Source organism: Conexibacter woesei DSM 14684, assembly GCF_000025265.1.
In the GTDB taxonomy this organism is placed as follows: Bacteria; Actinomycetota; Thermoleophilia; order Solirubrobacterales; family Solirubrobacteraceae; genus Conexibacter; species Conexibacter woesei.
In genome coordinates this window covers 1,387,735-1,402,115 of record NC_013739.1, presented here as the reverse complement: position 1 = coordinate 1,402,115, position 14,381 = coordinate 1,387,735, and the positions used below count along the sequence as shown (strand labels likewise).

Sequence of the window (14,381 nt, the reverse complement as noted above, 5' to 3'; positions counted from 1 at the left end):
CCCGCCGCGGTCACATCACGTCTCCGAGCCCTCGTCCTGGATGTCGTCGCCGTCGCCGACGGGCGCGAGGTCCTCGTCGCCGGCGTCCGCGGACGCCGCGGGCGCCGCGTCGGTGTCGTCCTCGCCCTCGGTCGCCTCGTCGGCGGCCTGGCTGTCGGTCGCGCGGACGCCGGAGAGGTCGATGCCCAGCTCCTCGGCCGCACGCAGGAGGTCGTCGTCCTCCTCGCGCATCTCGGCGCGGGTGCCCTCTTCGGAGACGACGTTGACGTCGAGCGCCAGCGACTGCATCTCCTTCAGGAGCACCTTGAACGACTCGGGGATGCTCGGCTCGGCGATGTTCTCGCCCTTGACGATCGCCTCGTACGCCTTGACGCGGCCGACGGTGTCGTCGGACTTGATCGTCAGCATCTCCTGGAGCGTGTACGCGGCGCCGTACGCCTCCAGCGCCCACACCTCCATCTCGCCGAAGCGCTGGCCGCCGAACTGCGCCTTGCCGCCCAGCGGCTGCTGGGTGACGAGCGAGTACGGGCCGGTCGAGCGCGCGTGGATCTTGTCGTCGACGAGGTGGTGGAGCTTGAGGATGTACATGTAGCCGACCGTGACCTGGGTCTCGAACGGCTCGCCCGTGCGCCCGTTGAAGAGCGTGAACTTGCCGCTCGCCTTGGTCCCGGCGCGGTCGTCCGGAGCCGTCTTCATGCGGATCCGGCCTCTGTGCTCCTGCTGCCACTTCAGCAGCGCGGTGTCGACGTCCTCGACCGTCGCGCCGTCGAAGACGGGCGTCGAGACGTAGACGCGCGGTCTGTCGCCGTTGGAGTGCGCGATCTTGTACGCCTCGCTGCCGTCGTCGTACCAGCCCTCGGCCGCGGCCCACCCGAGGTGGGTCTCGAGGATCTGGCCGATGTTCATGCGGGACGGCACGCCGAGCGGGTTCAGGATCACGTCGACCGGGGAGCCGTCCTCGAGGAACGGCATGTCCTGCTCGTCGACGATCTTCGAGATGACGCCCTTGTTGCCGTGACGGCCGGCGAGCTTGTCGCCCTCGGCGATCTTGCGCTTCTTCGCGACGAAGACGCGCACGAGGTCGTTGACGCCCGGCGGCAGGTCGTCGCCGGCGTCGCGCGAGAACGTCTTGACGTCGATCACGACGCCGCCCTCGCCGTGCGGCACCTTCAGCGAGGTGTCGCGGACCTCGCGCGCCTTCTCCTTGAAGATCGCGCGGATCAGCTTCTCCTCGGCCGTCAGCTCGGTCTCGCCCTTCGGCGTGACCTTGCCGACGAGCAGGTCGCCGGAGCCCACCTCGGCGCCGATGCGGACGATGCCGCGGTCGTCGAGGTTGCGCAGCGACTCCTCGGAGCGGTTCGGGATGTCGCGGGTGATCTCCTCGTCGCCGAGCTTCGTCGTGCGGGCATCGATCTCGTACTCCTCGATGTGGATCGAGGTGAGCTCGTCGTCCTTCACGAGGCGCTTGGAGAGGATGATCGCGTCCTCGAAGTTGTAGCCCTCCCAGGACATGAAGGCGACGCGCAGGTTCTTGCCGAGCGCCATCTCGCCCTGGTCGGTCGAGGAGCCGTCCGCGAGCACCGTGCCCTCCACGACCGCCTGCCCGTTGCGGACGAGCGGCTTGTGGTGGATCAGCGTGCCCTGGTTGGAGCGCATGAACTTCTGCAGGACGTACTCGTCCTTGCCGCCGTCCTCGGTCTCGATGACGATCTGGTCGGCGTCGATGTAGGCGATCGTGCCGGCGCGCTTGGCGATCACGACGTCGCCGGAGTCGACGGCCGCGCGGTACTCCATGCCCGTGCCGACGAGCGGCGCGTCGGTGCGGAGCAGCGGCACCGCCTGGCGCTGCATGTTGGAGCCCATCAGAGCGCGGTTGGCGTCGTCGTGCTCGAGGAACGGGATCATCGCCGTCGAGACGGACCAGATCTGCTCCGGCGAGACGTCCATCAGGTCGACGTCGCCGGGCTCGGCTCTCACGTACGAGCCGGCCTGCGTGCGGCAGACGATGTCGGTGCCGACGAGCTCGCCGGCGTCGTTGATCGGCGTGTCCGCCTGCGCGATCTTCGCCTCTTCCTCCTGGGTCGCGTCGAGATGCACGATCTCGTCGGTCACCTTGCCGTCCTTGACGACGCGGTACGGCGTCGTCACGAAGCCGTACTCGGAGATCTGCGCGTAGGAGGACAGCGAGCCGAGCAGGCCGATGTTCGGACCCTCGGGGGTCTCGATCGGGCACATGCGGCCGTAGTGGGTCGGGTGGACGTCGCGCACCTCGATCGGCGCGCGCTCGCGCGTCAGGCCGCCGGCGCCGAGCGCCGACAGTCTGCGGCGATGCGTCAGGCCCGAGAGCGAGTTGTTCTGGTCCATGAACTGCGACAGCTGCGAGGAGCCGAAGAACTCCTTCAGCGCTGCCACGACCGGGCGGATGTTGACGATCGTCTGCGGCGTGATCGTGTCCGCGTCCTCGGTCGTGAGGCGCTCGCGCACCACGCGCTCCATGCGGTAGAGGCCGATCCGGAACGCCTCCTGGATCAGCTCGCCGACGGTCCGCAGCCGGCGGTTGCCGAAGTGCTCGTACTCGTCGAGGTGGTCAGCGACCGGCTCGCGCGGGTAGGTGACGGCCTCGGCGGCGTAGTCTCTGATCTCGACGTCGGGCTGCTCGGGCATGCCGAGCAGCTTCGGCAGCGTCACGAGCTCCTTGATGAGCGCGATGATGTCGTCGTGCGTCAGCGTGCGCGTCTCGAGGTCGATGTCGAGGCGCAGGCGCGAGTTCAGCTTGTAGCGACCGACGCGCGTGAGGTCGTAGCGCTTGGGGTCGAAGAAGAGCTGGTGGAGCAGCGCTCTCGCCGCGTCGACCGACGGCGGCTCGCCCGGACGCTGCTTCTTGAACAGCTCGATCAGCGCGCCCTCCTCGGTCTTGGTGACCTCGGTGTCGGACTCGAGCGTGTTGCGGATGTAGAGCGAGTCGTCGAAGAGGCTCGCGATCTCCTCGTCGCTGGCGTACCCCATCGCCCGCAGCAGCACCGTGACCGGCAGCTTGCGCTTGCGGTCGATGCGGACGTAGACCTTGCCCTTCTTGTCGATCTCCAGCTCCAGCCAGGAGCCGCGAGCCGGCATCAGGTTCGCGATGAAGACCTGCTTCTCGCGATCCTTCGCCTCCATCAGGTACGCGCCAGGCGAACGGACGAGCTGCGTCACGACGACGCGCTCGGTGCCGTTGATGATGAAGGTGCCGCGCTCGGTCATCCACGGGAAGTCGCCCATGAAGACGGACTGCTCGCGGATCTCCCCGGTCTCACGGTTGACGAACGCGACCGTGACCGTGAGCGGGCGCGCGTACGTGAGGTCCTTCTCACGGCACTCGTCGAGCGATGCGACCGGCTCGTCGAACGTGAACTCGCCGAACTGGACGGCGAGGTTGCCGGTGTAGTCCTCGATCGGCGAGATGTCGTCGATCGTCTCGCGCAGACCGCCGGACTCGGCGTCCGTCAGCCAGGCGAAGGACTTCTTCTGGATATCGATGAGATTGGGAACTTCGAGTGCCTTGGAGAGACGCGCGAAAGTGCGGCGCGTCCGGGGGGCGTCAGCAGGTGCCAAGGTGGCGACTCCTCGGGCGGTCGAGAGGCGAGCAGAGGAAGCGCGAGAGCGCGACCAGCAAAGATAGCACAGGGCATCGATGCCCTTGCACGGGGCAGTCAGCTCTCACGGACCCCGCCCCGGGAGACCGCGTATGTGGCGCGATCTCGGACTCAAGGAGCGGCTGCGACTATTGGCTGACCGGGGCATTGTACCGGCCCGCGCCAACTCGTGGCGGTCGGGGCCGCGGAACGCGAAAGGCCGGCCCCTTGCGGGAGCCGGCCTCTCGGTCAAACAGGTGTGACTGGAGCTACTTGAGCTCGACGCTCGCGCCGGCCTCTTCGAGCTCGGCCTTGAGCTTGTCGGCCTCGTCGCGCTCGATGCCTTCCTTGACGGGCTTGGGGGCCTCGTCGACGAGCGCCTTGGCCTCCTTCAGACCGAGGCCGGTCGCCGCGCGGACGACCTTGATGACCTGGATCTTCTTGTCGCCGGCGCCCGTGAGGACGACGTCGACCGTCGAGGACTCCTCGGCCGCGGCCTCGCCGCCGCCACCGCCGCCGGCGGCCGGAGCCGCAGCCGCGACGGCCGTCGCGGAGACGCCGAACTCCTCTTCGAGCGCTCTGATGCGCTCGGCCAGCTCAAGCACCGAGATGGCCTTCAGCTCGTCGATCCACTCCTGAGTGGTCGCCATGGTCAGTCCTCCTTCGCGTCGGAAGCGCCGTCGGCTTCCGCCGCGTCGTCCGTCTTGTCGTCAGTGGTGGGGGTCGAATCGGTGTCGGTCGCCTCGGCGGCCGCCGGAGCGGTCTCCTCAGCGGCCGGGGCGGCCTCGGCGGCCTCAGCCGCCGGAGCCTCGGCCTCGGCGGCCGGAGCCTCGGCCTCGGCGGCCGGAGCCTCGGCCTCGGCGGCCGGAGCCTCGGCCTCGGCGGCCGGAGCCGGAGCGTTGCCGCCCACGAGGCCCTGGTCGGCGATCGCCTGCAGCTGGATCGCAACGCCCGCGATGAGCGCGTTGAGGCCACGAGCGAGACCGTTGAGCGGTGCGGCGACGACGCCGACGAGCTGCCCGTAGAGCACCTCGCGCGACGGGAGCTTCGAGATCGCTCTGATCTCGTCGGGCGTGACGGCCTTGCCGTCCATCAGACCGCCCTTGAACTCCAGCACCTGCGTCGCTCTCTGCGCGTCGCTCAGCGCCTTCGCGGCCGCAGCCGCGTCGCCGCGGACGAACGCCAGGGCCGTCGGGCCCGTGAGGATCGCCTTGAGCGCGTCGGCGCCGGCCTTGTCGGCCGCGCGCTCGGTCAGCGAGTTCTTCACGACGGCGAGCGTCGTGTCCGACTCGCGCAGCTTGCTGCGCAGGTCGGCGACCTGGCTGACCGTGATGCCACGGTAATCGACCGCGAAGACCGCCTGGGATGCCTCCAGCTCCCCGGCGATCCGGTCGATGACCGCTGCCTTCTCGTCTCTGTTCATGTCAGGTCACTCTTTCTCGAAATGCGAAACGCCCGCACAGAGGCGGGCGTCGAGATGCGAGCCGGCGATCGGCCCGAACCTTCGAGGCTCCGCCTGCCCCGGACTTACCGTCGCCGGGGGTCTCTGGCAGTGCGCTCTTGAACGAGGCTACGCCGCGACCGGCGCCTCCCCGAGGATGTCGCGCGTTCTCGACGGGTCGACCTTCACGCCGGGGCCCATCGTCGAGGCGAGCGTGATCGAGTGGATGTACTTGCCCTTCGCGACGGACGGCTTCGCGCGAACGAGCTCCTCCACGACGGCGGCGTAGTTCTCGAGCAGGCGCTGCTCGTCGAAGCTCGACTTGCCGATCACCATGTGCACGATCGCAGTGCGGTCCGTGCGGTACTCGACCTTGCCGGCCTTCGACTCCTGGACCGCCTTCGTCACGTCCATCGTGACGGTGCCGACCTTCGGGTTGGGCATCTTGCCCGACGGACCGAGGATCCGGCCGAGGCGACCGACGACCGGCATCAGGTCCGGCGTGGCGATCGCGACGTCGAAGTCTGTGAAGCCCTCTTCGATTCTCTTGGCGAGGTCGTCGGAGCCGACGACGTCCGCGCCGGCATCCTCGGCCTCGCGCGCCTTGTCGCCCTGGGCGAAGACGACGACCTTGACGTCCTTGCCGAGGCCGTGCGGCAGCGCGATCGTGCCGCGCAGCTGCTCGTCGGCGTGACGGACGTTGAGGCCCGTGCGGACGTGCAGCTCGACCGACTCGTCGAACTTGGAGCTCTTGAGCTGCTTGACGAGCGCGACCGCCTCGGAGGGCAGGTACTGGTGCTCGCGGTCGTAGCGCTGACGCGCCTCGACGTAGGACTTGCCGTGCTTGGCCACCGTCACACCACCTCCACGCCCATCGAGCGCGCCGTGCCGGCGATGATCTTCGCGGCCTGGTCGACGTCGTGCGCGTTCAGATCCTGGAGCTTCTTCTGGGCGATCTCGCGGAGCTGGTCCTGCGTGATCTGCGCCACCTTGTTCACATGCGGCTCAGCCGAGCCCTTGTCGATCCCGAGCGCCTGCTTGATCAGCACCGCAGCCGGCGGGCTCTTCGTGACGAACGTGAAGGAACGGTCCTCGTAGACCGTGATCTCGACGGGGATGACCGTGCCCGTGTCCTGCTGCGTCTGGGCGTTGAACGCCTTGACGAACTCCATGATGTTGACGCCGTGCTGGCCCAGGGCAGGACCGACCGGCGGCGCCGGGCTCGCTTGGCCGCCTACGGCCTGGAGCTTGATGACTGTCAGAACCTTCTTTGCCATTTCAGATCTTCTTCACCTGGTCGAAACCGACCTCGACCGGCGTCTCGCGGCCGAAGATTGATACCAGCACCTTGAGTCGAGCGCCGTCCTCGTTGATCTCGGAGATCTCGCCGGAGAAGTCCGACAGCGGCCCGGAGACCACCTTGACCGACTCGCCGATCGAGAACTGCGCGCGGCTGCGCGGCCGCTCGGCCGTCTCGCGATGGAGCAGCCGATCGACCTCCGCCTGCGTGAGCGGCACGGGCTCGTTGGAGGCGCCCACGAAACCGGTGACGCCGGGAGTGCCCTTGACAAGCGCCCACGAATCCTCGTTGAGGTCCATGTTGACCAGCACGTAGCCGGGCATCGTGCGCTTCTCGGTGACAACTCTCTGGTTGTCCTTCATCTCGGTCACGGACTCGGTCGGCACGACCACCTGCCGCACTGCGCGTCTCTGGTTGAGCGAGACGACGCGGTGCTCGAGGTTGTGCTTGACCTTGTTCTCGTGACCGGAATAGGTGTTGACGACGTACCAGCGAAACATTCGGGGGAGATGTCCTTCGGAAGAGGCGCGAGCCTGGGAACTAGACGATGAGGTCGACGATCCGCGAGGAGACCCAGTCGGCCGCGCCGAGGAAGGCTCCGGAGAGCAGCACGAAGCCGATCACCACGGCGGTGGCTGAAGTGACCTGCTTGCGGTCGGGCCACTGGACGCGCTGCAGCTCGCGCCAGCTGCCGCGCAGGAAGTTGAGGAAGCGGCCGCCCGGCTTGCGCTGCGGCTCGGGGGAGCGATCGCCGATCTTGGTGACGCCGCCGGCGCCGCCGTTCCCGTCGTCGTCTCCGCCGCCGCCGGGGACCAGCGGCCCGCCGTCGTCGTCGCGCGCAGCCTCGAACAGCTCCTCGGCGGTCGAGCCGCCGAGGTCGTCGGTCGCCTGGGCGGGCTCGCTGCCCGCGAGCTCGGGACGACCGAGCGCGAGCTGAGCGTCGGCGATGTCCACCTCGCCCGAGGCGAACTCGGCCGGCTCGTGCTCGTGCAGCGGGTTCTCGTCGGGCAGCGCGCCGCCGCCCTCGGCACGGCGTGCCGAGGGGCCTGCGGAGCGGGCCTGCCGCTCCCTGCGCTGCTTCGCTCGTCTGCGATCGCGGGCCACGTTCGATCTACGCGGTTAGCGCGTCTCCCGATGGGCCGTGTGTCTCTTGCACCAGCGGCAGTACTTGCGGAGCTGAATCCGCTCGGGATTGTTCCGCTTGCTCTTATTCGTCTGGTAGTTGCGTCGCTTGCATTCCTCGCATGCGAGGGTGACTGCGATGCGAACGTCTCCGCGAGCCATGGTCTTCCAAGGTTCCAGTCGTCGTCAGGGCAAGTGCCAGCGACCGGCGGCAGACACAGAAGCGTGTCGCCAACCGGCGCGAGCCACGCAGTGTAGCGGGAAACGCCGGGCGGGTGGGCGATGACCGGGGCCGTGCGGAGTGCTGACCGCCCCGGCGGCCCGACGCGGTAGCGTGCCGACCCCCAGCGGGCGCACGGCAGCTGCCGTGGCTCCATTTTTGCCTTCCAGGTCGGAATAGACGAGAATCCACGCGTGCGGATCGGAGCAAAGACAGACTATGCCCTGCGGGCAGCCCTCGAGCTGGCCGCCAACGACGGCGAGCGGCCGGTGAAGGCCGAGGCGATCGCCACGGCGCAGCAGATCCCGCCGCGCTTCCTGGAGAAGATCCTCAACGACCTCAGGCGAGCCGGGATCGTCGAGAGCCGTCGCGGCGTCGAGGGCGGCCATCTACTCGCCTCGCCGGCGGACGAGATCGCCGTCGCGGACGTCATCCGCGCGATCGACGGCCCGCTTGCCAACGTCTCAGGCAAGCGCCCGCATGAGCTGTCCTACGACGGCGCGGCGGAGAAGCTGCCGGAGCTGCTGGTCGCGGCACGCGCCGCGCTGCGCGACGTGCTCGACCGCACGACGCTCGCGGACGTCGTCTCGGGCCAGCTGCCCGACCACGTGACCGCCCTCGCCGGCGACCCGGCGGCCTGGAGCAAGCGGGGCTGAGCAAGCTTGGCCTTGCGAGTTCGGGCTTCGCCTAGCGAGTTCCACGACGGCGCGGTGAGGGACTCCGGGGCCCGAGAACTCGCGGTCGTCGTGCGCTCGCGATCGCCCGTGGCAGCACGCCTGCCCGCGCAATCCTGGCTATTTCGGTCGGGATTAGCTAGAATGCCTCCGCGATGCGAATCGACGTACACCAGCATCTCCTCTCCCCGCCGCTCCTCGCCGCGCTCGCGCGGCGGGGCGCGGCCCCCTCTTTGACCCGCCGCGGCGACGGCTGGACGTTCCACCTCGACGGCGAGCCGGACAGCCAGCTCGCGGCCGCCGACGCCGACGCCCGCACCCGCGCCGGCCAGCTCGACGGCGACGGCGTCGACCGCGCGCTCGTGCTGCTCTCCAGCGCGCTCGGCATCGAGCACCTGCCAGCCGAGGAGGCCGCGCCGCTGCTCGACGCCTACCACGACGGCGCCGCCGCGCTGCCGTCCGAGCGCTTCGGCGCCTGGGGCGCGATCGGCGTCCGCGAGCCCGACCCCGGCGCCGTCGACGCGCTGCTCGCGCGCGGCTTCGTCGGCGTCTCGATCCCCGCCACCGCGCTCGCGACGCCGGCGCTGCTGGAGCGCCTCGGGCCGCTGCTGGAGCGGTTGGAGCGCCGCGGCGCGCCGCTGTTCGTCCACCCCGGCCCCGTCACCGCGCCCGCCCCCGGCGCGCCCGCGTGGTGGCCGGCGCTGACCGACTACGTCGCCCAGATGAACGCCGCCTGGCACGCCTTCCTGCACGCCGGCCGCCCCGCCCTCCCGCGCCTGCGCGTGCTGTTCGCGATGCTCGCCGGCGGCGCGCCGCTGCAGCTCGAACGGCTCGCGGCGCGCGGCGGCCCGGCTGAGCGCGCGCTCGACCCGCTGACGTTCTACGACACCTCCTCCTACGGCCCGCGCGCCGTCGAGGCGACGCTCCGCGTCGTCGGCGCCGACCAGCTCGTCCACGGCTCCGACCGCCCCGTCGTCGGCGCCGCCGCGCCACGCGGCGACACCGCGCTCGGCCACGCGCTGCTGCGCGTCAACCCGGCACGGCTGCTCGGCCGCGCTCCCACCCACGACCCGATCGCCGCATGACCGACATCGAACGCCCCACCCACCGCGACCTCACCCGCGAGGAGCTGCGCGAGCTCGCGCAGCGGATCGCCGCCGACCCCGCGCAGTGGTCGGCCCACGTCGCCCACGACCCCACGCAGCGCACCTACGCGGAGCTGCTGCGCGACGAGCACGTCGACGTGTGGCTGATCTGCTGGTCGGAGGACCACGACACCGGCTTCCACGACCACGACCTCTCGTGCGGGGCGGTCGCCGTGGTCGACGGCGCGGTGCGCGAGGAGCGGCTCGTGCTCGGCGGCGAGCCGACGGCGCGCGTCGCCGGCGCCGGCGCGTCGTTCGACTTCGGCGCGGCCGACATCCACCGCGTCCTGCACCACGGCGACGTGCCGGCCGTGACGATCCACGCCTACTCCCCGCCGCTCGTGCGGATGGGCTCCTACCTGGTCGAGGACGACGGCACGCTCCAGCGCCACTCGGTCTCGTACGAAGAGGAGCTGCGCCCGCTGGAGACCGCCGCCGGCTGAGCGGCGGGCCTACGCCGGGACGGTCGCGCCGACGTGCGCGAGGTGACCGCGCATCGCGGCCTCGGCCGCGGCGCCGTCGTGCGCGCGGATCGCGCCGACGATCTCGGTCATCTCTCGCAGCGCGTCGGCGCGCAGCGGCGCGTTGGCCGCCGTCGTCGTGCGCGAGTGGCGCAGCAGGTCGGCGATCGCGGCGAACAGCACCCGCACGGGCAGCGAGCCCGAGGCCTCGACGATCACGGTGTGTGCGCGCACGTCGGCCTCGCCGAAGCCGGCCGCGTCGTCGCGGGCGGCGCGCATCTCCGCCAGCGCCTCCTCCAGCGCGAGCAGGTCGTGCGGTTCGCGGCGCTCCGCCGCCAGCCGCGCGGCGAGCGGCTCCAGTCGCTGGCGCACCTCGAACAGGTCGCCGAGGTCGACGGGCGCGAGGTACGTGCCCGAGCCCTGACGCGACTCGATGATGCCGAGGTCCGAGAGCCGCCGCAGACCCTCGCGCAGGCTCGAGCGCGAGACGCCCAGCCGGGCGGCCAGCTCGCGCTCGGGCGGAAGCCTGTCCCCGGGCGCGACGTCCTGGTCGGAAAGCAGCTCACGCAGGCGTTCTGCGACGTGGTTGCGTGGCGGCATCGGCGGCGATTATAGTGGTCGGACCACAATGGTCCGACCAATTTGGAGCGAGCATGCGCATCGGCACCGCCACCGCGAACGGCACATCCACCCCCGTCCTCGAGCGTGACGGTGCATTGCTGCCGCTCGACGTCCCTGCCGGAACGACGCTCGCGCAGCTGATTGCCGCGGGCGGCGAGCTGCCCGCTCCGCGCGACGGCGCGGCGCCGCTCGACGGCGCGCGGCTCGCCGCGCCGCTGCGGCCGGGCAAGATCGTCGCGATCGGGCTCAACTACATGGACCACGTCCGCGAGACCGGCCTCGACAAGCCGACGACGCCGCTCGTCTTCACGAAGTTCACGACCAGCGTGATCGGCGACGGCGACGAGATCCGCGTCGACCGCGGGATCACGCAGAGAGTCGACTGGGAGGTCGAGCTGGCCGCCGTCGTCGGCAGACGGATGACGCGCGTCGCGAGAGAGGACGCCCTCTCGCATCTGTTCGGCTACACCGTCGCGAACGACGTCTCCGCCCGCGACGTGCAGTTCGCCGACGGCCAGTGGGTGCGCGGCAAGAGCCTCGACACGTTCTGCCCGCTCGGCCCGGTGATCGTCACCGCCGACGAGATCGCCGACCCGCAGGCGCTCGACATCAAGACGCGCGTCAACGGCGACGCGGTCCAGGACTCGAACACCAAGGAGATGGTGTTCGGCGTCGCCGAGCTGCTGTCGTTCTGCTCCCACAGCTTCACGCTCGAGCCCGGTGACGTCGTGCTGACCGGCACGCCGTGGGGCTGCGGCGAGTTCATGGACCCGATCCGCTCGCTCGGCGCCGGCGACGTCGTCGAGGTCGAGGTCGAGGGGATCGGCACGGTCTCCAACACCGTCGTGGAGATCTGATCATGGGCACGGGGAGCACGCGGGGCGCGACGCTCGTCACCGGCGCGGGCGGCTGCATCGGCGCGTGGATCGTGCGGCAGCTCGTCGCCGCCGGGCAGCCGGTCGTCGCATTCGACCTGCGCGCGGACGCACGCCGGCTCGGCCTGCTGCTGGACGAGCGGGAGCTGGCGCAGGTCACCTGGGTCGAGGGCGACATCACCGACCTCGGCGTCGTCGAGCGGGCGCTCGACGAGCACGGGGTCGGCGCGGTGATCCACCTCGCCGCGCTGCAGGCGCCGTTCTGCCGCGCGAACCCGCCGCTCGGCGCGAGCGTCAACGTCGTCGGCACGGTCAACCTGCTGGAGGCGATCTCGCACCGGCGCGACCGCATCCCGGGTCCGTTCGTGTACGCCTCCTCCGTCGCCGCGGCCGACGACGAGGGCGGCGTGCCGTCGACGGTCTACGGCGTCTACAAGCGCGCCTGCGAGGGCGCGGCCGACGTCTACCGGCGCGAGCAGGGCCTCGCCAGCATCGGCCTGCGGCCCCACACCGTCTACGGGCCGGGACGCGACCAGGGCTTCACGTCCGCACCGACGCTCGCGATGATCGCGGCCGCCGCCGGCACGCCGTACGAGATCCCCTTCACGGGCCGCGTGACGATGCAGTACGCGCCCGACGTCGCGGCCGCGTTCGTCGCCGCCGCCGACGCCGCCGGATACGACGGCTCCGGCGTCTTCGACCTGCCGGGCGCGACCGTCTCGGTGGAGGAGATCGTCGCCGCGATCGCCGTCGCCGCGCCGGACGGCGTCGCCGGCCTCAGCGCCGCCGGCGCGGCGCTGCCGTTCCCGCCGGAGGTCGAGCCCGACCCCGACGCGCCGTTCGCCGACGCGCTCGCGACGACGCCGCTGGCCGACGGCGTCGCCGACGCGGTCGCGCGCTTCACCCGCCTGCTGGCGGACGGGCGGGTCGAGCCGCCCGCCGCCGGCTGAGCGGGGCCGGCCGCGAAGGGCGGCCGGGGGCCGCCCCGCGCGAGCCGGCCGCGCCGGTGGGGCCGGCGGGCCGGTGGGCCGGTGGGCCGGGGCGGGCCGGCGGGGCGCGGCCGGGCAGGCAGGCGGAACGGCCGGGCCGGCGGGCCGGCGGCCGCCTGCCATCATCGATCGACGTGACGAACAGCACGATCCCGCCGGCAGCCCCGCCGCGCGACCGCCACCGGATCCTCGCGCTCTTCCGCCCGTACCGCTGGCGGCTGGCGCTCGTGCTGGGGCTGATCGTCTTCTCCGCCGCGCTCAGCATGGTCTCGCCGTTCCTGCTGCGCGAGGTGCTCGACGTCGCGATCCCGCAGCAGCGGACCGGGCTGCTGAGCGCGCTCGTCGGCGGGATGATCGCGATCGCGATCGCGACCGGCGCGCTCTCGGTCGCGCAGACGTACCTGTCGAACATCGTCGGCCAGCAGGTGATGCACGACCTCCGCGCCGCCGTCTACCGCCACCTGCAGCGGCTCTCGCTGGCGTTCTTCACACGCACGCGCACGGGCGAGGTGCAGTCGCGCATCTCCAACGACATCGGCGGGATCGACAACGTCGTCACGAGCACGGCGACGTCGATCGCCTCCAACATCACGACGGTCGCGGCGACGATCGTCGCGATGATCGTGCTCGACTGGCGGCTCGCCGCCTTCTCGCTCGCGCTGCTGCCGTTCTTCGTCTGGCTGACGCGCCGCGTCGGCCAGGAGCGCAAGCGGATCACGAGCACGATGCAGGGCCGGATGGCCGACCTCTCCTCGCTCGTGGAGGAGTCGCTGTCGGTCTCCGGGATCCTGCTCGGCAAGACGATGGGCCGCGGCGGCGACCTCGCGGAGCGCTTCGCGCGCCAGTCCGAGGACCTCGCCGACCTCCAGGTGCGCTCGCGGATGGCGGGCCGCTGGCGGATGGCGACGGTGCAGATGACGTTCGCGATCATGCCGGCCGCCGTCTACTGGTTCGCGGGCCAGACGGTGATCGGCAGCGGGCCGGCGATCTCGATCGGCACCGTCGTCGCGTTCACGACGCTGCAGACGCGGCTGCTGTTCCCGATCGGCCAGCTGCTGTCGGTCAGCGTCGACATGCAGACCTCGCTCGCGCTGTTCGAGCGGATCTTCGAGTACCTCGACCTGCCCGTCGACATCGCGGAAGCGGCCGATCCGGTGGTGCTGCGGCCGCAGGAGGTGCTCGGCGAGGTGCGCTTCGCGGGCGCCGGCTTCCGCTACGCGCCGGACGGGCCGTGGACGCTGGACGACGTCGACCTGGTGGTGCCGGCCGGCACCCGCACGGCGATCGTCGGCGAAACCGGCGCGGGCAAGACGACGCTCGGCTACCTCGTGGCGCGCCTCTACGAGGTCGAGCGCGGCAGCGTCACGATCGACGGGGTCGACGTGCGCGACGCGAGCCTCGCGTCGCTGGCGGCGACGGTCGGCGTCGTCTCGCAGGAGACCTACCTGTTCCACGCGTCGATCCGTGAGAACCTGCGCTTCGCCGCACCGGAGGCGACCGACGAGGAGATCGAGGCGGCCGCGCGCAGCGCCCGCATCCACGACCTGATCGCCTCGCTGCCCGACGGCTACGACGCCGTCGTCGGCGAGCGCGGCTACCGCTTCTCCGGCGGCGAGAAACAGCGGATCGCGATCGCGCGGACGCTGCTGCGCAACCCGCCCGTGCTCGTGCTCGACGAGGCGACCAGCGCGCTCGACACGCAGACCGAGCAGGCGGTCCAGGCGGCGCTCGAACGGCTCGCCGAGGGCCGCACGACGATCACGATCGCGCACCGTCTCTCGACCGTCCGCGACGCCGACCAGATCGTCGTGCTCGACAGAGGCCGGATCGCCGAACGCGGGCGGCACGAGGAGCTGCTGGCGCGCGGCGGGGCGTACGCGGCGCTGGTCGCCCGCGACCACGCCGGCGAGCCGGCCTGA

At 71.2% G+C, this 14,381-nt stretch carries 15 protein-coding genes; 6 read left to right on the top strand and 9 right to left on the bottom strand.

The features are described 5' to 3' along the window. Nucleotides 1–15 precede the first annotated feature (15 nt). From rpoB to rpmG, 8 genes are all read right to left on the bottom strand, one after another. Nucleotides 16–3,594: a DNA-directed RNA polymerase subunit beta gene (gene rpoB, locus CWOE_RS06650; protein ID WP_012932807.1), complete on the bottom strand. Its 3,579-nt coding sequence runs from the start codon at nt 3,592–3,594 to the stop codon at nt 16–18. Between the two features lie 289 nt (nt 3,595–3,883). Next, nucleotides 3,884–4,264, bottom strand: coding sequence for a 50S ribosomal protein L7/L12 (gene rplL, locus CWOE_RS06645; RefSeq protein WP_012932806.1), 381 nt, complete (start codon nt 4,262–4,264; stop codon nt 3,884–3,886). A gap of 2 nt (nt 4,265–4,266) precedes the next feature. Next, on the bottom strand, nt 4,267–5,037 hold the full coding sequence (rplJ, locus tag CWOE_RS06635; protein WP_012932805.1) for a 50S ribosomal protein L10: 771 nt from the start codon (nt 5,035–5,037) through the stop codon (nt 4,267–4,269). Nucleotides 5,038–5,184: 147 nt separating this feature from the next. After that, a complete protein-coding gene (gene rplA / locus CWOE_RS06630; protein WP_041730187.1) occupies nt 5,185–5,907 on the bottom strand; it encodes a 50S ribosomal protein L1 in 723 nt (240 codons plus the stop codon). 2 nt (nt 5,908–5,909) lie between these two features. Beyond that, entirely contained in the window at nt 5,910–6,332 is a 423-nt protein-coding gene (gene rplK / locus CWOE_RS06625) for a 50S ribosomal protein L11 (protein ID WP_012932803.1), read from the bottom strand. A 1-nt stretch (nt 6,333) separates the two neighbouring features. Further along, nucleotides 6,334–6,855 carry a transcription termination/antitermination protein NusG gene (gene nusG, locus CWOE_RS06620; protein ID WP_012932802.1) on the bottom strand — a complete coding sequence of 174 codons (522 nt, stop codon included), beginning with the start codon at nt 6,853–6,855 and terminating at the stop codon, nt 6,334–6,336. A 40-nt stretch (nt 6,856–6,895) separates the two neighbouring features. Further along, a complete protein-coding gene (secE, locus tag CWOE_RS33790; RefSeq protein WP_012932801.1) occupies nt 6,896–7,459 on the bottom strand; it encodes a preprotein translocase subunit SecE in 564 nt (187 codons plus the stop codon). Nucleotides 7,460–7,474: 15 nt separating this feature from the next. After that, on the bottom strand, nt 7,475–7,639 hold the full coding sequence (gene rpmG, locus CWOE_RS31860; RefSeq protein ID WP_012932800.1) for a 50S ribosomal protein L33: 165 nt from the start codon (nt 7,637–7,639) through the stop codon (nt 7,475–7,477). Between the two features lie 252 nt (nt 7,640–7,891). Here rpmG and CWOE_RS06610 point away from each other — a divergent pair, with 252 nt between their 5' ends. The 3 genes from CWOE_RS06610 (at nt 7,892) to CWOE_RS06600 (ending at nt 9,959) form a co-directional block, all read left to right on the top strand. Continuing rightward, on the top strand, nt 7,892–8,353 hold the full coding sequence (locus CWOE_RS06610; RefSeq protein ID WP_012932799.1) for an RrF2 family transcriptional regulator: 462 nt from the start codon (nt 7,892–7,894) through the stop codon (nt 8,351–8,353). Between the two features lie 173 nt (nt 8,354–8,526). After that, nucleotides 8,527–9,456, top strand: coding sequence for an amidohydrolase family protein (locus CWOE_RS06605; RefSeq protein ID WP_012932798.1), 930 nt, complete (start codon nt 8,527–8,529; stop codon nt 9,454–9,456). Further along, nucleotides 9,453–9,959, top strand: coding sequence for a cysteine dioxygenase (locus CWOE_RS06600; protein WP_012932797.1), 507 nt, complete (start codon nt 9,453–9,455; stop codon nt 9,957–9,959). Before CWOE_RS06605 ends, CWOE_RS06600 begins: the two co-directional genes overlap by 4 nt. 9 nt (nt 9,960–9,968) lie before the next feature. Here CWOE_RS06600 and CWOE_RS06595 read toward each other — a convergent pair whose 3' ends face one another. Then, nucleotides 9,969–10,577: a FadR/GntR family transcriptional regulator gene (locus CWOE_RS06595; RefSeq protein ID WP_012932796.1), complete on the bottom strand. Its 609-nt coding sequence runs from the start codon at nt 10,575–10,577 to the stop codon at nt 9,969–9,971. Nucleotides 10,578–10,630: 53 nt separating this feature from the next. On the opposite strand from CWOE_RS06595, the gene CWOE_RS06590 reads away from it, so the two are divergent. The 3 genes from CWOE_RS06590 to CWOE_RS06580 all read left to right on the top strand — a co-directional run bounded on the left by CWOE_RS06590 (nt 10,631) and on the right by CWOE_RS06580 (nt 14,381). Continuing rightward, nucleotides 10,631–11,455, top strand: coding sequence for a fumarylacetoacetate hydrolase family protein (locus tag CWOE_RS06590; RefSeq protein ID WP_012932795.1), 825 nt, complete (start codon nt 10,631–10,633; stop codon nt 11,453–11,455). 2 nt (nt 11,456–11,457) lie between these two features. Beyond that, nucleotides 11,458–12,423, top strand: coding sequence for an NAD-dependent epimerase/dehydratase family protein (locus CWOE_RS06585; RefSeq protein WP_012932794.1), 966 nt, complete (start codon nt 11,458–11,460; stop codon nt 12,421–12,423). 173 nt (nt 12,424–12,596) lie between these two features. Further along, nucleotides 12,597–14,381, top strand: a complete 1,785-nt coding sequence (locus tag CWOE_RS06580) for an ABC transporter ATP-binding protein (protein ID WP_012932793.1) — start codon at nt 12,597–12,599, stop codon at nt 14,379–14,381.